The following is a 24,423-nucleotide window of genomic DNA, read 5'->3' as shown; positions in this document are numbered from 1 at the left end:
TGTTTTTGACCTTCTGGTCAGTAATTTTTCAGTCCAATTTTTCCACAAATACTTGCTTTGGTCCGCCTAGTAATATTAAATATTTGTCAACTTCCTTGACTTGGTAAGCTTTTTGCAGAGCTTCTCCATAAAGTTCCATTTGACCTTGGTAACGATTTTTTATTTCTGGGATAGCCTGAGCAGTTGTAAAGCGATCTGTTTTATAATCAAAAAGAACAATCCGATCCTCCAGCTGCACAAAACCATCACAAATTCCTCGAACAATATATTGCTCTTCAGCGTATTCATCCGTCCTTAACATCGAAAATGGTGCTTCCTTTTTTGTATTTGCGACATTCTCAGTTAAAAATTTCCCAAGTTCAGTATCAAATAACGTCAAAATTTTGACTAAATCAATCTGATTTTTTATCTCCTCAACAAATCCCATCTCGTCTAAAGTGCTTTGAAAACTAAATAAATCGGGATGTGAAAAGTCAACATATTGCATGAAAGTATGTGTTGCCGAACCAATCTGAGCAGCTGTCACTTGATGCTCATCAAAGGCGCTGAAGTCGAGACGCTTAGATCGGATAAATTCACTACTCGGTTGTACCTCTCCAACTGCTAGCTGCTTTTCATAACTCCTTTTTTTGACTTGACTAGGAGTCTGTATACTAGACAACTCTGTCGCTGCCTGATGTGGATACTGGTAAGTCATAATTTTTTGGGCTGCTTTTATCTCTTCCGAAAATGACATGATTTGATCAAAATTCGTTGCTTCTTCTACCAATTTTTTAAAATCAGGATGGCCTAAAAGATTTGAAGATGGCGAGGCAATATCATCTTTTGTATAAATATTCATTTTCAGCGGGAGGTTTATTGCTGCTTGCAGAGCAAGTATCCAGTGTTGGAAACCACGTGTTGACTTCCGGAATTTATCGGAGAGAATATTCTGTTCTAGTACAGCTGTATCGTAAAGATCAAGCCCTGATTTTTTATCCGTAGACTTTATTTTTCCGACTAAATACAATTTCTTCTTTGCTCTTGTGAAGGCAACATAGAGCACGCGCATTTCCTCAGAAAGTGTCGCCTTCTGTTCAAGCTCTTGATTTACCATGTAAGGGAAAGTTTCCATCCGAACGAGAGCATATGGGAAATCAGTGACGACTTCTGGCTCTTTTTTCAAATCTGCCACGTATTTCATGCCCAACCCATTTTCTCGACTTAAAATTACACTTTCTTGCAGCGAACGACTATTAAAGCGCGACTGAAGATTCATCAGAAAAACATAGTCAAACTCTAATCCTTTGGACTTATGAAAAGTCATCACACGTACCGCATTTTGAGGTAATTTTATATTTACAGAAGCCAAGTCATTATTTTGTTCCATAAACTTATCAATCAATCTGATGAATTTAAAGAGTCCTTTATAGCCACTGCTTTCGTAAGATTCAGCCCTTATTGATAGAGCTTGAAGGTTTGCCTGTCGCATTTCACCATTTTTTAAGGCTCCCACATAGTCGAAATAGTAGGTTTCTGTATATATTCGCCAAAGGAGTTCGTGAATTGAAATTTGGTTGACAAGTTTACGCCATTCTGTAAACTTATCATAGAAGGACTTCAGCTTTTTGGAGAAGGCTCCGTCGATTAATTCAGGATTTTGCCCTGTTAGAGTAAGTGCTTGCTTTAACTTATCCCAAAAGCGAACTTCTCTTCCCCCCTGCAGGCTAATCTTTGTCAATTCATCTTCATTGAAATTAAAAAGAGGAGAACGCAGGGTGGCCACGAGAGATAAATCATATAGAGGATTGTCAATGGCGCGTAAGACATCTAGCATGACTAAAACCTCAATTGATTTTAGAAAATCCACACGACCTTCGTCTAAAACTACGGGGATGTCATAACTTAAAAGTATATCCTCAATTTTATTATTATTTGATTTTGAGCGTACCAATATCGCAATATCTTTGGGTTGAACCCCTTTTTGAATCAAATGCTGTATCTTTTGAGCTGCTCCTCTGATTTCTCCATCAGAAAGATTTTCCCCATTCTCCTCAGTAGACTCGTCTTCTTTAGTCTCATTGTATAACAAGAGCTCTGGATAAAATTCTTGCTCTGCTTGAGTAGGGTAATCTGTGGTATTTCCTTGGATTAGCTTTTCAGCTTGACCATAGGTCATTTCACCAATATCCTGATCCATCAAATGCTCAAAAATAACATTCGTAAAGTTGAGCACCTCACCACGAGAACGAAAATTCTCTTTCAAGCGAATCAGTTGATTAGGGTCGTTTTCCTGATCATAACTTTGATACTTCTCTAAAAATAAACTTGGATCAGCTAAGCGGAATCCATAAATGGATTGCTTAATATCACCCACCATAAAAAGATTTTGTCCGTTTGAGAGAAGCTCCAACATTCGCTCTTGCGTATGACTGGTATCTTGGTACTCATCAATCATGATTTCCTCATAATAAAGACGCAGTTCCTCACGAATATCCGGATTATTTTCCAGTATTTCTATAGCAAAATGCGCAATATCAGAGTATTCAAAAGCATTTTCAATCTTTTTACGTTCAAGATATGCTTGATAAAAATGAAGCATGAAGCGCTGTAAATCTTTCGCTACATCAAAAGCTTCAGGTTGATACCTTTGTATAAGTTCCGCATGTTTGATTTTATTGACGAACTCTCTAATCAGCCCCGGTTTACTATTTGAACCTACCAACTCTTGTTTAAGTGCAGAAAACTCTTTTTTCAAGACCGAAATATTTGCATCTTTTGAAGTACCAACTCGAATGTCAGTATCCAAGGTCAGAAAAAGCTCAGAAAAAGTCGTAAACTCCTGATTGATTAAAGCTTCTAAGAGTTCGTTTTTATTATCTAAGATAATGTTCGCTTTATCACGACCAACCCCTTTTTTGGCTATCACTCCATTATCCAATGCTGCTTCTAAAAGTTCAAAAAAAGATAATAACTTTTCTTTTATGAGTCCATGAGTATCTACTGATAGATCTGTCAGCTGCTGATATGTCTCAAAACCTTTTAAAAACTGATCTTCTAACCATTTTGTGGGGTTTTCTGTGGCGGTTATAAACCTGTAAACCTTGTAAACGACTTCTTGAAATCCCGAAATATTTCGATCTTTGGAAAAATTTTTGATCAAACGCTCAAATTTTTCTTTGGGAATGTCTTGTTCGTGATCTGCTGCAAGGTACTCTTCTACCAGACGCTCAAAAACTTCCTGTTTGATTAAATCGCTCTCCGTTTGATCAGCAAGAATACGAAAATTAGGATCAATGTTTACTCGATTAAAATGAGTCTTTACAAGTTTTTGGGTGAAACTATCCATTGTTCCAATATCTGCATTAGCAAGATTTTGTAAAGCTCCTGTCAACCTTTGATAGTGCACATCCTTACTTTCTGCTCGCGCTTTTTTCAAATCCTTTTCTAGACGCATGCGTAATTCGCTCGCAGCTTTTTTTGTGAAGGTCGAGATAAAAAGATGGTCGATTTCAACCCCTTGTTTGACTTTCTCAACAATACGCTGAGCCATCACGAAAGTCTTCCCTGAACCAGCACTTGCTGAAACTAAAATATTTTTACCAGAGCTATGGATAGCTTCAAACTGCTCTGGTGTTAACTGTATTTCACTCATCTTTTGTGGCTTCCCCTTTCAGTTCTGCTAAAATCTCTGCGGCTGATTTTTGTCCTATTTCCCGTGTATGCTGTTGCATATGCACATTTGCTTCGAAACGACAGATTGACTTAAGAGGACAATACCGACATCCCTGAACATTCCCTGATTTATCTATTCCTTCAGATCGTTTCATGGTAGGATTAATGGCAATTTTACCTGATTTTAGACGCTTGCCCGCATTCTTATAATGCTGCTCATTCATCTGCAAAAGTTCATCAAAAACCTCAGGACTATACAGATTATTCTTCTTGATTGCAATACTATCAACTTTCTGTACATCAGCAATAGCATCAGTCAACAACAGCCCTTCATAGCGCATCGCTTGATTTAAAAGCAAAGCAATTTCTGATAAATGATTGACCTCATTCAGATTAAGCGGTTGGTTTTTAAATTGTAAATAGAGTGCGCCCCAGATTTTTTGCTGCGGAAAAGCTTTTTTCAAAACATCAAGGTAAGTTAAAAACTGTAGGCTCAAGCCATCATAAGCATCCTGTAACTTAAAGCTGTGTGCACTCGATTTATAGTCTACAGCGCCTAATCGCTCAGAAGAGAGTTGATCAATTCGGTCAATCCGTCCTCGCAAATAAATCTCTTCTATAGAAAATTGACCGAGTTCACTTTTCGGTAAGCCAAAACTACTTTCCGTCAGTAAAGTGGTTAACTCATCAGCTGCCACAGTCCGTTTTAACATCCGAGCAGTTTGACGTACAATTTCTTCTAAATTAACCCATGTAAAACGAGCAGTGGCATCTTGTGTAAAATAACGAGCGTAATTTTTATCAACCTCTTGTAAAACAGTACCCAATTTTTCATCAAAATTATCTACTGACAGCTCTGTCAGTAGCATGACTTTTTCAAATACCTCATGGAAAAAGTTACCAACAATTTTAGAGTTAATGTCAATATTTTCAAAGGTTTCAAGCCCCAACGTATTTTCTAAAAAGTACTGGTACTCACAGTTATAAAAACGTTCAAAGCTGCTGACAGAGGCATAAATCTTATCACCATAGAGTTTTTCAAGTGTTTCTGGAGCAAGTTTTTCCGTTTCAATATCGTGATCTACACTTATTAAAATATTTTGAAAATCAGGGTGCTCCTTGACAAGTAAGCGAAAAAGACTGGACCAAAAGGCCCGTTTATCCTTGGCTCCTTCTTCATTTTCATGGAGCGCACGTTCGATTTTTCCCATCATAGCAATCACTGCCCGGCTGTTAGCAACGTGCTCTATGCCTTCTTGTAAGTTTACACTTTGAATTTTATTGATAACTTTGCCTTCAGCGTGCGACACAAAAAGTTGAAAAATGGGTGAGAGCTCCCCTTGTTCGTTGCCCATAATCTGTGGCATAGACATTACCAAACTCTTTGTGGCAGAGTTAACCAAGGATAGCACGGTAAACATATTTTTATGGTAATTGCGAACATTGAGTTGTTCAATAAACTGATGATCTGCTGTATGCGCATTGATTTCAGCACGCTCCTCATCTGTTAAAAGGGTCGAATTTCGCTTTATCCGAGGAAAGTTAGTTTGACTTAAACCAATGGCATAGACATATTTATTAGTTTGTGGTTCAACCAGTTCGTAGTCACGTACTTTGACAACATCAACATTAGCTGGAATTTGGCGATATTTTGCATTCTTTAGACCCGCTAACAGGATATCGAGAAATTCGATATTCTTCATCTTTTCAGCTGAAAAAACAGCTTCAAATTCAGTTAAAACAGTTAAGAGGAGACGCCACACTTGTTCGTGACGATCTGCGAGTTGATGATCGCCCTGTGCCTCAGCTTCTGAAAAATAATGGTTCATTTCGGCCATTACATTTCCTTCTTCCAAAAACTTGCGAAGTTCTTTCACCCAATTTTTTCCCGTTTTTTTCTGGTTAGTGGTCAAAAAATGCTGAAGGGGAGAATGAGCTCCAAGTAGCAATTCACGTAAAGTATCGACCGACTCTAACCCACTAAATTCACTTTCAGTAAACTCCTCAGTAAATCTTTTGTGTCCAGAAATTTTAAATTTATGAACATAATATTCAAATTGATCAATCACTTCCTCTTCTAAGTTGTCAATCTTGTAAACTTTACTTTTTAATAAATTAACAACATCATCCGGTCGGTAATTATTTTTTTTGATTGCATAAAGACTCTCAAAAAAGACAATGAGCGGATGTTGACTCATCGCTTCTTCCTGTGCATAGAAATAAGGAATCTCATAAAGGTCAAAAATCTCTTTAACTGGAATCTCATAAGCCGAAACATCCCCAACTAATACTGTAAAGTCTTTAAAGGGTATCCCTTGCGAGATTTTCTGACGAATTTCTTTGGCCACTCGCTCTATTTCAGCAGTCTGATTTTCAGCTTCCCAAATTCTAAAATGTGTACTATCGTCATCAGTAATTTTGATTGGTTCGTCACTTATAACAAAACGACTATCCTGATCAATCAGTGTTGTCAACTTACTGTAAACTTCATTGACATCTTTTCCATGATATCTGGTCAGTTGAGCTCCAAATTTATCACGAAAATGTTGGATCAGTTCGACACCATTTGTATAGATACTCTCTGACAGACTGGTCAGTGACTTTTCATCAGCATAAGTTCCCATGATAAGACGCGCCAGTCGGTTTTGCACTGTTGAGATAAAAAATTCCTCTTCTGCAGAAAACCGTGTGTAACCATCAATAACAAAAACAGCTTTTTGGAGAACTCTATCAAATTCCCCCTGAGCAATTCGCTGGGTAAAATCACTAAATTCTGAAAAATTAGCGTATTCTTTGTCTAATTCAATCTCAAAACGCGAAAATATTTTTTTTAATTCTTCATTTTTGGGATTTACTGGTAAGTCATCTGCTGTTAAATTGGCTGTCAAAAGCTCCGTTCGTAGTTGAACAAGAAGTTCTAAGAAGCCTGCTGAGTTTTGCATGGAATAGTAGAGCGGTAAGTCTTCTTTTGAAAAACTTCTTAGGACACGCCGAAAGAGCATTGAAAAACCAGCAGAACCTAGCTCAACTTTGTCAGTGGTACTTTCTCGCTTATCGAAATAATAGGGCAGTTGCTTAAATCTTGTAACCATTAAATCAAAAACAGCAGTGTCAGTTCCATGAGCGAGACGCTCTAAAATTTCCTTCTCCTTTTCAAAAGACATGGAAGAAGGGACAATATAATAGACCTTTCGCTTTGCTGCAAGTTCTTGGAGCGCGACTTCCAAAAGCCCTGCTGTCAAATCTTGAGTAATTTCTGTATATATAATTTCCATAAAAAATAGACCTAACTTTCGTTAAGTCCATTATAACAAATTCTAATTTTTTAGCTTACTGACAGCTCCATCAGTAGAAAATCCAGCGACTAAAGCCTCATAATTTTTAATTTGTCCGTACAGGTGTAATCAATTGAATAAATCCTTCTGCTTCGTTCCGAGGTTGCAAAGTAAAGGGACGGACATTTGAAATAAAACGAATGCGCACTTCTGGTGCTTTAATCACTTTCAAGGCATCAATTAAGTATTCAGGATTAAAACTAATTGATAAGTCATTTCCTTCTTTTGACAAGGCTGTCAGCTCTTCATGGACAGACCCAACCTCAGGTGAATTTGCTGTTGTAATGATTGAATCACCTGAAACCGATAATTTTACTGTTCCATTTGTTGTCATAACCGTAAGTAAACGAGCACGATCCATGGTATGACGTAATTGCGCAGCATCGAATACTAAATCTAATGTATAATCCGACTCTTTAGGAATTAAACGATTAGTATCAGGATAAGATCCTTCAATCAAACGACTATAATAACTAATTGTTTCATTTCTAAAAAGCATTTGGCTTCCACTGATGAAAATTTCAATCTCTTCTTCATCATTTGTGAAAACATTTTTAAAACTATTGATTGATTTACTTGGCAAAATCACATCAAATTTTAACTCTGAATCTTCCAAGGGAAGCAAACGTTGACTCATTCGATGTGAGTCCGTTGCCACGGCCTTTAGTTCACCAGTGGGTAATGTTTCCAGATGGACCCCTGTAAAAATCGGACGATTTTCTTGTGTACTTACAGCAAAGACGGTCTCAGTAAAAATTTCTTTGAGTGCTTTAACTTTCATTTTTAAAGAGGCACCTTCAGAAATTTCTTGTAAGTGCGGATAAATTTCGGAATCCAAACCCTTTAAAGTGATTTCTGACTTGCCAGAAGTTAACAAGACTTGTTTTTGTTCTTTTTCAGTAAATTCCAGAGTAACTTCGGGCAGTTGACTTACCACATTTTCAAAGAAAGCTGCTTCTAACAAAACAGAGCCAGTTCCTGAGATGAGCATGCTTGCATCTTTATTATCTACGGGTAAGAAGTTTTTGATTGAAATTTGTCCATTAGAACCAATCAAAGTAATCCCGTTTTCTTCTACTTCAATTTTCAACTTTGTCAGTGCAGGAATAGTAACTTTAGAACCAATCGCTTGCTTAGTAATTTTTAAAGCATTTTGAAAAGCATTTTTATTAATTGAAAATTTAATCATGAGACTCCTTTTATTATTTCTTTTTATAAATATAATAGTAATAGTAGTAGGCCCTGTGGATAACCTTAATAAGAGAAATTCGCTTAGAAAACAGGACATTTGCCCTGTGGATAAAATAAGAACAACCGTTTTATAACTCTTAGAGTTTTCCACAAGCCTAAAATTTACGTTTTATACTATCAATATCTTTTTGAACTTCCATATCATTTTTCATTTTATCTGAAATTTGCTTGTAGGCATACATCACAGTTGTGTGATCTCGTCCTCCAAAGGCATTTCCTATTGCAGGAAGACTTGTTCCGAGCAATTCACGAACAAGGTACATAGCGATTTGTCTTGGAAAAGCAATTTCTTTCGGACGCTTAGGGCCTATAAGATCTGAAAACGAGATATGATAATAATTAGCCACTTCGTCTTGAATTTTTTTAATCGTCAAGTTAGATAAAGATTGTTGGGCTGCATTTTTTAAAGAGCGTAAGGCTTGGCTTGCTGTTTCAATATCTACCACAGAAACACCGTTAGCGCGTGCAACAAATTCTACGCGGTTAAGTGCTCCTTCCAACTCTCGGACGTTTGAATCAATTTGTCCGGCAATGTAAGATAAGGTTTCACTTGGAAATTCAAGGTGGCTTGATTCTGATTTTATTAAGAGGATGGCCATTCGTGTTTCGTAGTCAGGAGCTGTAATATCAGTAGTTAGTCCCCAAGAAAAGCGGGATACTAAACGATCTTCCAAATTATTTAACTCTTGCGGGATACGGTCAGAAGTCAGAACAATTTGAGATCCTTTATCATAAAGTGCATTAAACGTATTGAAAAATTCATTTTTTGTTCCTTCTTTATCACTAAAAAACTGAACATCATCTAAGAGGAGAAGATCTAGATTTCGATACGTGTTCTCAAAGTTTTCCATTTGATTTTTGCGGGTTGCATTCACGTAATCGTTCACGAAATTTTCAGAAGAAACATATTTGATTTTAGCTGTTGGGTTGTCTGTTAAGATTTGATTTCCAATCGCATGCATCAGATGGGTTTTACCTAGGCCTGCTCCACCATAGATAAATAAGGGGTTGTAAGTATCACCTGGTTTATCGGCAACTGCAATGGCTGCAGCTAAAGTCCAACGGTTACCAGGGCCCTGAACAAAATTTTCAAAATTATATTTTTCATTGAGTCCGCTGACCATAGGTAGAGTAGCTTTATTATCACTTGGAGTTTCGAGAGAAGGAGCCGATTGATTACTTAGACGCTGAAGCTCTAAATCTGTTAATTCATCGTTCGCATAAAGGACATAATCAATAAGACGTCCAAAGACTTCAAAACCAGCAGTGGTAATCAAATCAGACTGTTTTTTCCAGTAATCTTTTTTCATTCCGCTATCAAGTAAGATATTGGCGGTATCTTGCTCAACGGACATCAATTGAGCAGGTTCTATAAAAAAGTCGTAAGCTTGCTTTCCGATACTCTGCTTTGCAAGTTCAGTGACTCGAGCCCAAAACTTTTGATTATCATTAGGGGATGCCATAATACTCCTTTACTTTTAGTTTGTTGATAACTCATTATATCATTTCAATCTCTATTTTTCCACAGTCTGTTGATATTTCAAAAAGAAAGTTTTCCACCGCTTGAAAAAGTTATTCACATTTTTGTGGAAAGTGTGTAAACTTGAAAAAATAACTGCTGGAAACAGGAGAATAAAAGCGATTGAGATAGTTATCCACAGGAGTAGAAAAGTTAAAACAAGAGTCTTTTTTCTGTGGATAGGGAAAAAAGTAGAGGGGTTTAATCACAACTTTTATACAAAGTAAAATGATATTGTGGAAAGGGCATAATAAGCTATAATTATGATTGAGGAGCTCAAATGAGAAACTTTTTCGTTTTCTACTATTAAATAAACACAAATCAAGTAAAAAGCGATATTATTTGATGAAGACTAACCGTAACTGAGCAGGCCTCTTCAATTGAGAAGAGGCCTTTCTTTTTGAAAAAAGATTGCTTAGGGTAAAGTGAGTCGTGGCATACAAAGCAAACGGATACAAAGAATTCAAAAGCGAACGAGGGAGGAAAAAAGGGGGAAAAGTCACAGTTTATTCTTGACAAGGGGAGTTAGGTTTGATAGAATATAATAGTTGTCGCGAGAGACGAGGGTCTTGAAGCGAGCTAGACCATTGAAAACTGAATAAAGAAGAATGACTCATGTGATGTAGAAATACATCAAAAATCTGTCAATCAATAATGAAAGACAAGCCAGTCACTTCGGTGACTTAAATACTTTATTTGAGAGTTTGATCCTGGCTCAGGACGAACGCTGGCGGCGTGCCTAATACATGCAAGTTGAGCGCTGAAGATTGGTACTTGTACCGATTGGATGAGCAGCGAACGGGTGAGTAACGCGTGGGGAATCTGCCTTTGAGCGGGGGACAACATTTGGAAACGAATGCTAATACCGCATAATAGCTTTAAACATAAGTTTTAAGTTTGAAAGATGCAATTGCATCACTCAAAGATGATCCCGCGTTGTATTAGCTAGTTGGTGAGGTAAAGGCTCACCAAGGCGATGATACATAGCCGACCTGAGAGGGTGATCGGCCACATTGGGACTGAGACACGGCCCAAACTCCTACGGGAGGCAGCAGTAGGGAATCTTCGGCAATGGACGAAAGTCTGACCGAGCAACGCCGCGTGAGTGAAGAAGGTTTTCGGATCGTAAAACTCTGTTGTTAGAGAAGAACGACGAGGAGAGTGGAAAGCTCCTCGTGTGACGGTATCTAACCAGAAAGGGACGGCTAACTACGTGCCAGCAGCCGCGGTAATACGTAGGTCCCGAGCGTTGTCCGGATTTATTGGGCGTAAAGCGAGCGCAGGTGGTTTATTAAGTCTGGTGTAAAAGGCAGTGGCTCAACCATTGTATGCATTGGAAACTGGTAGACTTGAGTGCAGGAGAGGAGAGTGGAATTCCATGTGTAGCGGTGAAATGCGTAGATATATGGAGGAACACCGGTGGCGAAAGCGGCTCTCTGGCCTGTAACTGACACTGAGGCTCGAAAGCGTGGGGAGCAAACAGGATTAGATACCCTGGTAGTCCACGCCGTAAACGATGAGTGCTAGATGTAGGGAGCTATAAGTTCTCTGTATCGCAGCTAACGCAATAAGCACTCCGCCTGGGGAGTACGACCGCAAGGTTGAAACTCAAAGGAATTGACGGGGGCCCGCACAAGCGGTGGAGCATGTGGTTTAATTCGAAGCAACGCGAAGAACCTTACCAGGTCTTGACATACTCGTGCTATTCCTAGAGATAGGAAGTTCCTTCGGGACACGGGATACAGGTGGTGCATGGTTGTCGTCAGCTCGTGTCGTGAGATGTTGGGTTAAGTCCCGCAACGAGCGCAACCCCTATTGTTAGTTGCCATCATTAAGTTGGGCACTCTAACGAGACTGCCGGTGATAAACCGGAGGAAGGTGGGGATGACGTCAAATCATCATGCCCCTTATGACCTGGGCTACACACGTGCTACAATGGATGGTACAACGAGTCGCGAGACAGTGATGTTTAGCTAATCTCTTAAAACCATTCTCAGTTCGGATTGTAGGCTGCAACTCGCCTACATGAAGTCGGAATCGCTAGTAATCGCGGATCAGCACGCCGCGGTGAATACGTTCCCGGGCCTTGTACACACCGCCCGTCACACCACGGGAGTTGGGAGTACCCGAAGTTGGTTGCCTAACCGCAAGGAGGGCGCTACCTAAGGTAAGACCGATGACTGGGGTGAAGTCGTAACAAGGTAGCCGTATCGGAAGGTGCGGCTGGATCACCTCCTTTCTAAGGAATATATACAAGAGTGAGCATTCAACTTTATTCAGTTTTGAGGGGTTTAGTAAAAAACCTACACAAGAATCAACTTCTTGATTGTGGGGCCTTAGCTCAGCTGGGAGAGCGCCTGCTTTGCACGCAGGAGGTCAGCGGTTCGATCCCGCTAGGCTCCATTGAAACGAAAGTTTCAAACTTGAACATTGAAAACTAAATAACAATATCTAATAACGATAAATAAACCGAAAAGCTGTGAATTTTAAAGAATTTACAAACTTATACTTGAAAAACGATGATTTAAATCATCATGGCAAAGTTAATAAGGGCGCACGGTGGATGCCTTGGCACTAAGAGCCGATGAAGGACGTGACTAACGACGATATTCTAGGGGGAGCAGTAAGTACGCATTGATCCCTAGGTCTCCGAATGGGGAAACCCAGCTGCTACTAGCAGTTATCCGTAAGTGAATACATAGCTTACGTGAAGGTAACGCAGAGAACTGAAACATCTAAGTACCTGCAGGAAGAGAAAGTAAAAACGATTTCGTAAGTAGCGGCGAGCGAACGCGAAGAAGGGCAAACCAAGAAGCTTGCTTCTTGGGGTTGTAGGACTGCAACGTGGACTTAAGCATTATAGTCGAATAACCTGGGAAGGTTAATCAAAGAGGGTAATAATCCCGTAGACGAAATAGCGCTTATACCTAGCAGTATCCTGAGTAGGGCTGGACACGCGAAATCCAGTTTGAATCCGGGAGGACCATCTCCCAACCCTAAATACTCCTTAGTGACCGATAGTGAACCAGTACCGTGAGGGAAAGGTGAAAAGAACCCCGAGAGGGGAGTGAAATAGCACCTGAAACCGTGTGCCTACAAGAAGTTCGAGCCCGTTAATGGGTGAGAGCGTGCCTTTTGTAGAATGAACCGGCGAGTTACGTTATGATGCGAGGTTAAGTTGAAGAGACGGAGCCGTAGGGAAACCGAGTCTGAATAGGGCGACTTAGTATCATGATGTAGACCCGAAACCTAGTGACCTATCCATGAGCAGGGTGAAGGTGTGGTAAGACGCACTGGAGGCCCGAACCAGGACACGTTGAAAAGTGTTTGGATGACTTGTGGATAGCGGAGAAATTCCAAACGAACTGGGAGATAGCTGGTTCTCTCCGAAATAGCTTTAGGGCTAGCGTCGAAATGTAAGTGTATTGGAGGTAGAGCACTGTTTGGGTGAGGGGTCCATCTCGGATTACCAATCTCAGATAAACTCCGAATGCTAATACACATGTTCGGCAGTCAGACTGCGAGTGCTAAGATCCGTAGTCGAAAGGGAAACAGCCCAGACCAACAGCTAAGGTCCCAAAATATATGTTAAGTGGAAAAGGATGTGGGGTTGCACAGACAACTAGGATGTTAGCTCAGAAGCAGCTATCATTCAAAGAGTGCGTAATAGCTCACTAGTCGAGTGACCCTGCGCCGAAAATGTACCGGGGCTAAACATATTACCGAAGCTTTGGATTGATATTTTATCAATGGTAGGAGAGCGTTCTTAACCGCGATGAAGGTATACCGTGAGGAGTGCTGGAGCGTTAAGAAGTGAGAATGCCGGTATGAGTAGCGCAAGATAAGTGAGAATCTTATCCACCGTAAGACTAAGGTTTCCAGGGGAAGGCTCGTCCGCCCTGGGTTAGTCGGGACCTAAGGCGAGGCCGAAAGGCGTAGTCGATGGACAACTGGTTGATATTCCAGTACTAGATATGATCGTGATGGAGGGACGCAGTAGGCTAACGGATGCCAGTTAATGGATTCTGGTCTAAGCAGTGAGGTGTGAGATGTGTCAAATGCATTTCTCTTTAACATTGAGCTGTGATGGGGAAGCAACTACGGTTGCGAACTCCGTGATGTCACACTGCCAAGAAAAGCTTCTAGCGTAAAGTCATATCTACCCGTACCGCAAACCGACACAGGTAGTCGAGGCGAGTAGCCTCAGGTGATCGAGAGAACTCTCGTTAAGGAACTCGGCAAAATAGCCCCGTAACTTCGGGAGAAGGGGTGCTGGTGTAAAAGCCAGCCGCAGTGAATAGGCCCAAGCAACTGTTTATCAAAAACACAGCTCTCTGCTAAACCGCAAGGTGATGTATAGGGGGTGACGCCTGCCCGGTGCTGGAAGGTTAAGAGGAGTGCTTAGACGTAAGTCGAAGGTATGAATTGAAGCCCCAGTAAACGGCGGCCGTAACTATAACGGTCCTAAGGTAGCGAAATTCCTTGTCGGGTAAGTTCCGACCCGCACGAAAGGCGTAATGATTTGGGCACTGTCTCAACGAGAGACTCGGTGAAATTTTAGTACCTGTGAAGATGCAGGTTACCCGCGACAGGACGGAAAGACCCCATGGAGCTTTACTGTAGTTTGATATTGAGTACCTGTAAGTCATGTACAGGATAGGTAGGAGCCATTGAAATAGGGACGCTAGTTTCTATTGAGGCGTTGTTGGGATACTACCCTTGACTTATGGTTACTCTAACCCGCTGGCATAATCGGCCAGGGAGACAGTGTCTGACGGACAGTTTGACTGGGGCGGTCGCCTCCTAAAGAGTAACGGAGGCGCTCAAAGGTTGGCTCAGATTGGTTGGAAATCAATCGTAGAGTGTAAAGGTAAAAGCCAGCTTGACTGCGAGAGCTACAACTCGAGCAGGTAGGAAACTAGGACTTAGTGATCCGGTGGTACCGCATGGAAGGGCCATCGCTCAACGGATAAAAGCTACCCTGGGGATAACAGGCTTATCTCCCCCAAGAGTTCACATCGACGGGGAGGTTTGGCACCTCGATGTCGGCTCGTCGCATCCTGGGGCTGTAGTCGGTCCCAAGGGTTGGGCTGTTCGCCCATTAAAGCGGCACGCGAGCTGGGTTCAGAACGTCGTGAGACAGTTCGGTCCCTATCCGTCGCGGGCGTAGGTAATTTGAGAGGATCTGTCCTTAGTACGAGAGGACCGGGATGGACTTACCGCTGGTGTACCAGTTGTTCCGCCAGGAGCACGGCTGGATAGCTATGTAGGGAAGGGATAAGCGCTGAAAGCATCTAAGTGCGAAGCCCACCTCAAGATGAGATTACCCATTCGTAAGAATTAAGAGCCCAGAGAGATGATCTGGTAGATAGGCTGGAAGTGGGAGCGTTGCGAGACGTGGAGCGGACCAGTACTAATCGCTCGAGGACTTTACCAAAGAGTCAAATATAAAATGCTTAAGGTTTATGAGTTAGAAGAATTGTTATTTAGTTTTGAATGTTCAAGGTAACATTTAATGATTTGGTCATCATTGCGATGGAGATACACCTGTTCCCATGTCGAACACAGAAGTTAAGTCCATCTACGGCGGAAGTACTTGGGGGTTGCCCCCTGGGAGATAGGCGAGTGGCCAAGTTTGGGAAAACTCTTATGGTCCGTTGGTCAAGGGGTTAAGACACCGCCTTTTCACGGCGGTAACACGGGTTCGAATCCCGTACGGACTATATTATTAAAACTCGGGGAACCGGGTTTTATGTTATTGCGGATTAGCTCAGTTGGTAGTAGCGCATGACTGTTAATCATGATGTCGTCAGTTCGAGTCTGACATCCGCAGCTTTTTAGGAGACTATAAGTCTCCTTTTTTGTTATAATTTATTTATATTTTGACTGAGGGATAGAATGCAAAAAAGATATACGACGTGGAATGAGTATCTGCGCAAAAATTTTGGTGAAAAAATATTTAAGGTCCCTATTGATGCGGGGTTTGATTGTCCCAATCGGGATGGGACGGTGGCGCATGGAGGTTGTACATTTTGTACGGTTTCTGGTTCTGGGGATATGATTTTGGAGCCGGAGGCGCCAATTGCGGATCAATTTGCGGCAGAGGTTAAACAATTTCATAAGAAGTGGCCTGGCGTTAAAAAATATATTGTTTATTTCCAAAATTTCACGAATACACATGCCCCTGTTGAGGTACTCCGTGAACGTTTTGAACAAGCAGTAAGTCAACCTGACGTTGTGGGGATATCAATTGGTACGCGACCAGATTGTTTACCAGAGGATGTGGTAGAGTATTTGGCAGAGTTAAATGAGCGCATGGAGGTGTGGATTGATTTGGGGCTGCAGACTACCTATGAAGAGACTTCTGAAATGATAAATCGTGCGCATGATTATGCAACCTATGTAGATGCGGTTAAGCGTTTGAGAGTCCATGGGATTAATGTTTGTACACATTTGATTAATGGTTTACCAGGTGAAACGCCAGAGATGATGCGAGAAAATGTTCGTCGGATGATTTTAGATTCTGATATTCAAGGCGTAAAACTTCATTTACTTCACCTCATGAAACAAACACGCTTACAACGTGATTACCATGAGGGGCGTCTCCAGTTGATGAACCAAGAGGACTATGTGCAAGTAATTTGTGACCAATTGGAGTTGATTCCAAAAGATATTGTTATACACCGTTTAACAGGAGATGCGCCACGCGATCTTATTATAGGGCCAATGTGGTCACTTAAAAAATGGGAAGTACTCAATAGTATTGACGCAGAAATGGAGCGACGGGGTGCCGTGCAAGGTTGTAAAGATATTCGACAAACCGAACACGTAACTTACTAATATAAAGAGGATCATTGCCTCTTTTTTGGTGTATTTTCATGAATAATTATGAAAAAATTATACGTTTAAGGGTAAAAGGATTACTGACCGGCTGGTCAGTAATCACGCGACAAATTATGGTTTGATAATTTTAATCAGTAGTTAATAGATTGGAGAAAAATGTTAAAGCCTTTAGAAATGGCACATGAGTTATTAGCCGAGGTTATTAACCCTAAAGATGTTGTAGTAGATGCTACGATGGGAAATGGTTATGATACGCTTTTTTTAGCCATGCTTCAAGCAGAAGTATATGCTTTTGATATTCAAAAAACGGCACTTGAAATGACTGAAAAACGGCTTAATCAGGCAGGGATCCTCTCTGATTTTTTAGAAGAAGGGAGAAAAGAACTCGCTTCCCATTCAACTGTGCATCTCATCCATAGTGGCCATGAAACTGTAGGTCAATATGTAAAGAAGCCCGTTACCGCAGCGATTTTTAATCTCGGATACCTGCCTAAAGCAGATAAAAAATTGATCACGCGTCCTGAAACTACGCTGACGGCGCTGTCAGCATTAGCTAAACAGTTGAAAGTGGGAGGTCGTATTGCAGTCATGGTATATTATGGGCATGAAGGTGGAGAAGCTGAAAAAACAGCCGTGGTTAACTGGGTGACCTCTTTACCTCAAGAATGTTGGGAAGTCATGTCCTATGCCCCTCTCAACCAGATTCATACCCCTCCTTTTTTAATTGTTTTAGAAAAAAGAAAAGAGGCTTAAAGCCTGTCGTTTCACTTACTGTATTCTTTTGTCTCTTGTTTTTTTTTGAAAAAAGAGTAAAATAGAGAAATGCTTGATTTTTTGAGCAAAGAAAAAAATTTTTAAAAGAGGTAGATATGCAAGGAGTTCTTCTCGCGCTTGTCCCAATGTTTGCTTGGGGTTCTATCGGATTTGTGGCCAACAAATTTGGTGGGGATGCTAAACAACAAACACTTGGTATGACTTTGGGCGCCTTCGTTTTTGCACTTATTGTTTTCTTGTTCCGTATGCCGACATTGACATGGCAAATCTTTTTAATTGGTTTCATTGGTGGTTTGCTTTGGGCTATTGGACAATTCGGTCAATTTAATGCAATGAAATATATGGGTGTATCCGTTGCAAGTCCGCTGTCATCAGGAAGTCAGTTGGTAATCGGAAGCCTGATTGGTGTTTTTGCTTTCCAAGAATGGACGCAACATATTCAATTTGTGCTTGGCTTTATTGCGATGATTGTTTTGGTTGTTGGTTTTTACTTTTCATCAAAACGTGATCCAGAAAACACAGGAGTTTATGCTCCTCAAAATTCGACCAAAGGGTTGACAGCTCTTGTTTACTCGACATTAGGATATGTGATTTATGTCATTTTATTTAACAATTTGGCTGCACTTTGGTTCGATGTTCACTTTGACACTTTGACTATTATCATGCCGATGTCTGTGGGGATGATTGTAGGTGCACTTGTTATGGGTCGCTTTAAAATTAAAATGGAAAAATATGTTTTCCAAAATATGCTTGTCGGCGTTATGTGGGGAATCGGTAACATCTTCATGTTGATGGCTGCGAGCGAAGCGGGTAATGCAATTGCCTTCTCATTCTCTCAACTGGGAATTATTATCTCAACTTTAGGAGGAATCTTCTTCCTTGGCGAAAAGAAAACAAAAAAAGAAATGGTTTATGTATCCATCGGAATTGTTTTGTTCGTTGTTGGGGCTATCTTACTTGCGATTGTAAAATCCAAAGGATAAAAAAATCTGTCTATAATAGACAGATTTTTTTTACTGACAGAGCTGTCAGTAAAAATATTTAAAGTTTTTCGTTCACAAAAGTAACAAAATGATTCCAAAGCACTTTAATAGGATTGCTACGTTCGACTTGATGTTTGGCAACAAGCGGAAATTCGTAAGCAGAACATTTAGGCAGGTAGCCGAGTTTATCTTTCACAGAAGCAGAAACGGTCATTAGCTCTTGTCCTTTAGTAATCGGTGCTTCAATGCTTGTATTTTTTTCATGATTAAATTTTAGAGAGAGTACATCTTTATCTGCACTTCCATCTTTTGCATAAGGAACGACTGCAGTGATGTTTTTTGCAGCGACGAGAGGGACTCTATCACTTTTCCCATCCGTAACAGGCAGATTCTTCAAGGTACTTAAGGGTTGATTTTTGGTGACAAGACTTGTTGCGGTCCAAGAACCATAAACATTATTCATCAGTTGGTTGGTTAAGGTGAAGGGGGTTGTATTGTCGGTAGCAGGATTTTCAGCTTCTAAAACGACTGTAATAATACGAAAACCATTTTGATTGGTGGTCCCAGCAAAACAATCGACCTGAAAACTGGTTGATCCAGTTTTTAATCCGTCTACACCACTTCTAGTGGTTGAGTAACCTTTTAACATTTGATTGGTGTTAGTGAGCGTAGTTTTTGTGGCTCCGTTGGTATCAAAAGGAAGCTCGGTTTGCTTAGTTATTTTTAAAACTTCTGGAAAATCTTTCAAAAGATGATAACTTAATACAGCCACTGCTTTAGCACTCATGGTGTTTGTGGCGTTTTCATCTGAACCAGGATAAATGTGTCCATTTAAATCATCATTGGGAAGACCAGAGGCGTTAACCAAGTGACTATCTGTGATCCCCCAAGCCTTCATCTGGGCGGTCATCATATCTACAAATTTAGGTTCTGAGCCAGCAATTTTTTCAGCTAAAGCTACGGCTGCAGAATTTGCTGAAGGTAAAAGCAAGGCGTTGGTTAAATCTTTAACGGTATATTGTTCATCCTTAGAGAGGGGAATGTTGCTTGCATTAGAATTCTGTGTTAATTCATAAGCATAATCCGATATAGATACTTTGGTATCCCAACTTAGCTTGCCCTCTTCGATGTTTTTATAAACCAAGTAAACCGTTAATAATTTCGTGATGGAAGCAATCGCTGTGCTTGCATCATCTGCATTTTGTGCATATAAAATTTTGCCACTGGAGGCATCTACTGCAATGGCAGATTTTGCCGCGACCGAAAAATCATTAGAAGAAGTAGAGTCTGCATGTACCTGGACACCTGTCATTACTGACAGCCCCATCAGTAAGCTACAAAAGATTAAAACTATTTTTTTCATGTTCTGATTATATCAAAAAATGACTAAAAGCCCAAAGTAAGGTGCAAACTTTCTTATTTACTGACCCTATTATCAGTAACTATCAGAAAGGATTGACAACTCTTATAAAAAATGATATTATATTAAACGGTACTTTTTACTTTGGACTCTCAGGAGAACTTGTATAAGTTGCTAAACTTCTTGTCAGAACTTGGCTTAAGCGACCATATACTGACTAAAAAATTGGCGATTCGCCATCCAATAAAAAGAAAGGAATGCTTTTGTATTTCTCATCGCTTCGCATAAATAAAATGTGGAAAAATACAAAAAGCAGACAGTAAAATGCCTACAATTAACCAATTGGTACGCAAACCACGTCGTGCTCAAGTGACTAAATCTAAATCACCAGCAATGAACGTTGGCTACAACAGCCGTAAAAAAGTACAAACTAAACTTGCAAGCCCACAAAAACGTGGAGTAGCAACTCGTGTTGGTACGATGACTCCTAAAAAACCTAACTCAGCGCTTCGTAAATTCGCGCGTGTACGTCTTTCAAACCTTATGGAAGTAACAGCGTACATCCCAGGTATCGGACACAACCTCCAAGAACACAGTGTTGTACTTCTTCGTGGTGGACGTGTAAAAGACCTTCCAGGGGTACGTTACCATATCGTTCGTGGTGCACTTGATACAGCGGGTGTCGCTGACCGTAAACAAAGCCGTTCTAAATACGGTGCTAAAAAACCAAAAGCTTAAGAAGGGAGATAAGTAAGAATGCGTAAAAATCGTGCCCCAAAACGTGAAGTTTTGGCAGATCCAATGTACAACTCAATCGTCGTAACTCGTCTTATCAACCGCGTAATGCTTGATGGTAAACGCGGTGTTGCGGCTCAAATCGTTTACGGTGCCTTCAAACAAATTGAAGAAGCTACTGGAAACAACCCACTCGAAGTCTTCGAAACTGCTATGGAAAACATCATGCCAGTTCTTGAAGTTCGCGCTCGTCGTGTCGGTGGTTCTAACTACCAAGTCCCAGTTGAAGTTCGTCCAGAACGTCGTACAACACTTGGACTTCGTTGGTTGGTAACAATCGCTCGTAATCGTGGTGAACACACAATGCAAGATCGTCTTGCAAAAGAAATCTTGGATGCAGCTAACAACACAGGTGCAGCAGTCAAAAAACGTGAAGATACTCACAAAATGGCTGAAGCTAACCGTGCGTTCGCTCACTTCCGCTGGTAAGATCCAATTTGCGTCGCAGCTTCTTCCTCGAATCTGCTTAGCAAATCGAATTTTACAGTCAGAAAGATTGTAAAACATCGAATTGATGTAAAAACGAACAATTACCGGGCTTGGGCTCCTCGCCTGCTCGGTTTTGTTTTAATTTTTAAACATAAATTTGATACAATAAAACTAATGAGAATTTCTCATGACTAAAATCAAATAGGAGAACAACATGGCTCGCGAATTTTCACTTGCTAATACACGTAATATCGGTATCATGGCCCACGTCGATGCTGGTAAAACAACAACAACTGAACGTGTTCTTTACTACACTGGTAAAATCCATAAAATCGGTGAAACTCACGAAGGTGCATCACAAATGGACTGGATGGAGCAAGAACAAGAACGTGGTATCACAATCACATCTGCTGCGACTACTGCGCAATGGAAAGGTAACCGCGTCAACATCATCGACACACCAGGTCACGTGGACTTCACAATCGAAGTACAACGTTCACTCCGCGTTCTTGATGGTGCTGTAACCGTTCTGGATGCTCAATCAGGTGTTGAACCACAAACAGAAACTGTATGGCGTCAAGCAACTGAGTACGGTGTACCACGTATCGTTTTTGCTAACAAAATGGACAAAATCGGTGCTGATTTCTACTACTCATTGTCTACATTGGGCGATCGTTTGGGTGCAAATGCACATCCAATCCAAATCCCAATCGGTGCTGAAGACGACTTCATCGGTATCATTGACTTGGTAACTATGAAATCTGAAATCTATACTAACGACCTTGGTACTGATATCAAAGAAACTGTTGTAGGTTCAGACGAATTTAATGCTGAGTTGGCTTCACTTAATTTCAATGCTGAAGAATACACAGAATTAGCTAACGAATGGCGTGAAAAACTCATCGAAGCAATTGCTGACTTTGATGAAGATATCATGGAAAAATACTTCGCTGGTGAAGAAATTCCTGTTGATCAATTGAAAGCTGCTATCCGTAAAGCAACCATCAATGTTGATTTCTACCCAATGCTTGCTGGTTCTGCCTTCAAGAATAAGGGTGTTCAAATGATGCTTGATGCCGTTATTGACTATCTTCCAAGCCCACTTGACATCCCTGCAATTAAAGGGGTTAACCCAGATACAGATGAAGAAGACGAACGTCCAGCAACAGATGATGCACCATTTGCTGCGCTTGCCTTCAAGATCATGACTGACCCATTTGTTGGACGTCTCTCATTCTTCCGCGTGTACTCAGGTACACTTGATGCTGGTTCATACGTTTTGAATACTTCTAAAGGTAAACGTGAACGTATCGGACGTATCCTTCAAATGCACGCTAACACTCGTCAAGAAATTCAAACCGTTTATGCTGGAGACATCGCTGCTGCTGTTGGTTTGAAAAATACAACAACTGGTGACTCATTGACAGATGAAAAAGCTAAAATCATCCTTGAATCAATTGAAGTTCCAGAACCAGTTATCCAATTGATGGTTGAACCTAAAACTAAGGCTGACCAAGATAAGATGGGTGTTGCTCTTCAAAAATTGGCAGAAGAAGATCCAACTTTCCGTGTTGAAACAAATCCAGAAACTGGTGAAACAGTCATCTCTGGTATGGGTGAACTTCACTTGGACGTCCTTGTTGACCGTATGAAACGTGAATTCAAAGTTGAAGCAAACGTTGGTGCACCTCAAGTTGCTTACCGTGAAACATTCCGTGCTTCTACACAAGCGCGTGGATTCTTCAAACGTCAATCAGGTGGTAAAGGTCAATACGGTGACGTATGGATCGAATTCACACCAAATGAAGAAGGCGCTGGATTTGAATTTGAAAATGCTATCGTCGGTGGTGTCGTTCCTCGTGAATTCGTACCAGCCGTTGAAAAAGGTTTGGTAGAAACTATGGCTAACGGTGTCCTTGCTGGATACCCAATGGTTGACATTAAAGCTAAACTTTACGATGGTTCATACCACGATGTCGATTCATCAGAAACTGCCTTCAAGGTTGCCGCATCTCTCGCTATGAAAGAAGCTGCTAAAACTGCTAAACCAGCTATCCTTGAACCAATGATGAAAGTTACCATCACTGTTCCTGAAGAAAACCTTGGAGATATCATGGGTCACGTGACTGCACGTCGTGGTCAAGTGAACTCAATGGAAGCTCACGGTAAATCACAAATCGTTAATGCTTTCATCCCACTTGCTGAAATGTTCGGTTACGCAACAACTCTCCGTTCATCTACACAAGGACGTGGTACTTTCATGATGGTATTTGACCACTATTCAGACGTACCTAAATCAGTACAAGAAGAAATTATTGCTAAAAGCGGTCGGAACGCTGAATAAGCTCTAATTGAATAATAATCCGTCAGAACTGACGGATTTTTTTTTTTACTGACAAAGTGGTCAGTAAACTTTAGTTTGAGTTGTGGCTTCTTTAAATTTAATTTAAGAGAAGTGCTGTATCATAATAGTATTCCAATAAAATTTTTCATAAATTTACTCCTAAAATAAAAGTAGCATGTGTGTCATGCTACTTTTATTTTCTTACCAGAGTGTAAAAAGTTTCATGTGAAACTTGAATGTTCGGAAATACAGTGATATAATGAACGTATCAAATAGAAAATAGGGTAAAAAATGAAAAGAAACGAACGTTTAGTTGACTTTACAAACTTTTTAATCAATCATCCTAATCAAATGCTTAATCTCAACACACTTAGTAAGCATTATGAAGTCGCCAAGTCTTCTATTTCTGAAGATTTAGTTTTTATCAAGCGCGTCTTTGAGAACCAGAGCGTAGGTTTGGTAGAGACTTTTCCAGGTAGTCTTGGTGGAGTTCGCTTTACACCCTATATTTCAGATGAGCGCTCACGGGAGATGAGTGAAGAAATTGCGGAGCTTTTGCGAGAAGAAAATCGCATTTTGCCTGGGGGCTATATCTATTTATCTGATATCTTAGGCACGCCCTCTAACTTACGTAAAATTGGGCAAATTATTGCCCATGAGTATCATGGAAAGCAAGTTGATGTTGTCATGACCATTGCAACAAAGGGAATACCAATTGCTCAGTCGGTGGCTGAAATCTTAGACGTACCCTTTGTTATTGTCAGACGTGATCCTAAAGTCACAGAGGGTGCAACCTTGAATGTTAACTACATGTCAGGTTCCAGCTCGCGTGTAGAAAACATGACACTTTCAAAAAGAAGCTTGTCCATTGGTCAAAATGTTTTGATTGTTGACGATTTTATGAAAGGTGCAGGGACAATAAATGGGATGCGCAGTTTAGTGCATGAATTTGATTGTTTCTTAGCAGGAGTCGCTGTTTTTCTAGAGGGACCTTTTAAAGGGGAGCGACTCGTAGAGGATTATAAATCAATTCTCAAAGTAGATCGTATTGATATTGCAAATCGTTCAATCGATGTACAGTTGGGAAATATTTTTGACGAGAAAACGGAGTAAAAAAACTACTGACAGCTTGGTCA

General features: G+C 40.6%; 12 protein-coding genes, 3 tRNA genes and 3 rRNA genes. 13 read left to right on the top strand and 5 right to left on the bottom strand.

All coding sequences use genetic code 11. The features are described from left to right. Positions 1–28 precede the first annotated feature (28 nt). The 4 genes from addA to dnaA form a co-directional block, all read right to left on the bottom strand. A complete protein-coding gene (gene addA / locus JW886_RS01080; RefSeq protein WP_205872077.1) occupies positions 29–3,634 on the bottom strand; it encodes a helicase-exonuclease AddAB subunit AddA in 3,606 nt (1,201 codons plus the stop codon). Then, complete coding sequence (gene rexB / locus JW886_RS01075) at positions 3,627–6,929, bottom strand: ATP-dependent nuclease subunit B (RefSeq protein ID WP_205872076.1); 3,303 nt, start codon at positions 6,927–6,929, stop codon at positions 3,627–3,629. Before rexB ends, addA begins: the two co-directional genes overlap by 8 nt. Before the next feature lie 106 nt (positions 6,930–7,035). Beyond that, positions 7,036–8,178, bottom strand: a complete 1,143-nt coding sequence (gene dnaN / locus JW886_RS01070; RefSeq protein WP_205271883.1) for a DNA polymerase III subunit beta — start codon at positions 8,176–8,178, stop codon at positions 7,036–7,038. 157 nt (positions 8,179–8,335) lie between these two features. Continuing rightward, a complete protein-coding gene (gene dnaA, locus JW886_RS01065) occupies positions 8,336–9,703 on the bottom strand; it encodes a chromosomal replication initiator protein DnaA (protein WP_200407670.1) in 1,368 nt (455 codons plus the stop codon). A 748-nt stretch (positions 9,704–10,451) separates the two neighbouring features. On the opposite strand from dnaA, the gene JW886_RS01060 reads away from it, so the two are divergent. From JW886_RS01060 to JW886_RS01020, 9 genes are all read left to right on the top strand, one after another. Further along, positions 10,452–11,998 (top strand): 16S ribosomal RNA (locus JW886_RS01060). A gap of 91 nt (positions 11,999–12,089) precedes the next feature. Next, positions 12,090–12,162 (top strand) — tRNA-Ala (locus JW886_RS01055). Between the two features lie 133 nt (positions 12,163–12,295). Next, positions 12,296–15,196: ribosomal RNA gene (locus JW886_RS01050) — 23S ribosomal RNA — on the top strand. An 82-nt stretch (positions 15,197–15,278) separates the two neighbouring features. Then, positions 15,279–15,394: ribosomal RNA gene (gene rrf / locus JW886_RS01045) — 5S ribosomal RNA — on the top strand. Together the 16S, 23S and 5S rRNA genes with 3 tRNA genes alongside form the textbook arrangement of a ribosomal RNA operon. Positions 15,395–15,410: 16 nt before the next feature. After that, positions 15,411–15,482: transfer RNA gene (locus JW886_RS01040), tRNA-Glu, on the top strand. A gap of 36 nt (positions 15,483–15,518) precedes the next feature. Then, positions 15,519–15,592, top strand: a tRNA-Asn gene (locus JW886_RS01035). Between the two features lie 65 nt (positions 15,593–15,657). Continuing rightward, a complete protein-coding gene (mnmL, locus tag JW886_RS01030) occupies positions 15,658–16,599 on the top strand; it encodes a tRNA modification radical SAM protein MnmL/YtqA (protein WP_205872075.1) in 942 nt (313 codons plus the stop codon). A gap of 159 nt (positions 16,600–16,758) precedes the next feature. Beyond that, the gene (mnmM, locus tag JW886_RS01025) at positions 16,759–17,355 is read left to right on the top strand and encodes a tRNA 5-(aminomethyl)-2-thiouridylate-methyltransferase MnmM (protein ID WP_205872074.1); all 597 of its coding nucleotides are present in this window, start codon (positions 16,759–16,761) and stop codon (positions 17,353–17,355) included. Positions 17,356–17,471: 116 nt separating this feature from the next. Then, entirely contained in the window at positions 17,472–18,359 is an 888-nt protein-coding gene (locus tag JW886_RS01020) for a GRP family sugar transporter (protein ID WP_075525368.1), read from the top strand. A gap of 58 nt (positions 18,360–18,417) precedes the next feature. On the opposite strand, the gene JW886_RS01015 is transcribed toward JW886_RS01020, so the two are convergent. Further along, complete coding sequence (locus tag JW886_RS01015; RefSeq protein WP_205872073.1) at positions 18,418–19,722, bottom strand: serine hydrolase; 1,305 nt, start codon at positions 19,720–19,722, stop codon at positions 18,418–18,420. A gap of 321 nt (positions 19,723–20,043) precedes the next feature. Here JW886_RS01015 and rpsL point away from each other — a divergent pair, with 321 nt between their 5' ends. The 4 genes from rpsL to purR all read left to right on the top strand — a co-directional run bounded on the left by rpsL (position 20,044) and on the right by purR (position 24,400). Then, positions 20,044–20,457 carry a 30S ribosomal protein S12 gene (gene rpsL, locus JW886_RS01010; RefSeq protein WP_003129874.1) on the top strand — a complete coding sequence of 138 codons (414 nt, stop codon included), beginning with the start codon at positions 20,044–20,046 and terminating at the stop codon, positions 20,455–20,457. Positions 20,458–20,475: 18 nt separating this feature from the next. Further along, the gene (gene rpsG / locus JW886_RS01005) at positions 20,476–20,943 is read left to right on the top strand and encodes a 30S ribosomal protein S7 (protein WP_003129876.1); all 468 of its coding nucleotides are present in this window, start codon (positions 20,476–20,478) and stop codon (positions 20,941–20,943) included. A 214-nt stretch (positions 20,944–21,157) separates the two neighbouring features. Beyond that, positions 21,158–23,287, top strand: a complete 2,130-nt coding sequence (fusA, locus tag JW886_RS01000; protein WP_075525366.1) for an elongation factor G — start codon at positions 21,158–21,160, stop codon at positions 23,285–23,287. 291 nt (positions 23,288–23,578) lie between these two features. After that, positions 23,579–24,400 (top strand): pur operon repressor, encoded by an 822-nt coding sequence (gene purR, locus JW886_RS00995; protein WP_075525365.1) that lies wholly within the window; start codon positions 23,579–23,581, stop codon positions 24,398–24,400. Positions 24,401–24,423: the final 23 nt, after the last annotated feature.

This window comes from Lactococcus taiwanensis (assembly GCF_017068355.1).
In the GTDB taxonomy this organism is placed as follows: Bacteria; Bacillota; Bacilli; order Lactobacillales; family Streptococcaceae; genus Lactococcus; species Lactococcus taiwanensis.
The sequence above is the reverse complement of the archived record's forward strand: the minus strand, read 5'-3'. Positions and strand labels throughout refer to the sequence as shown.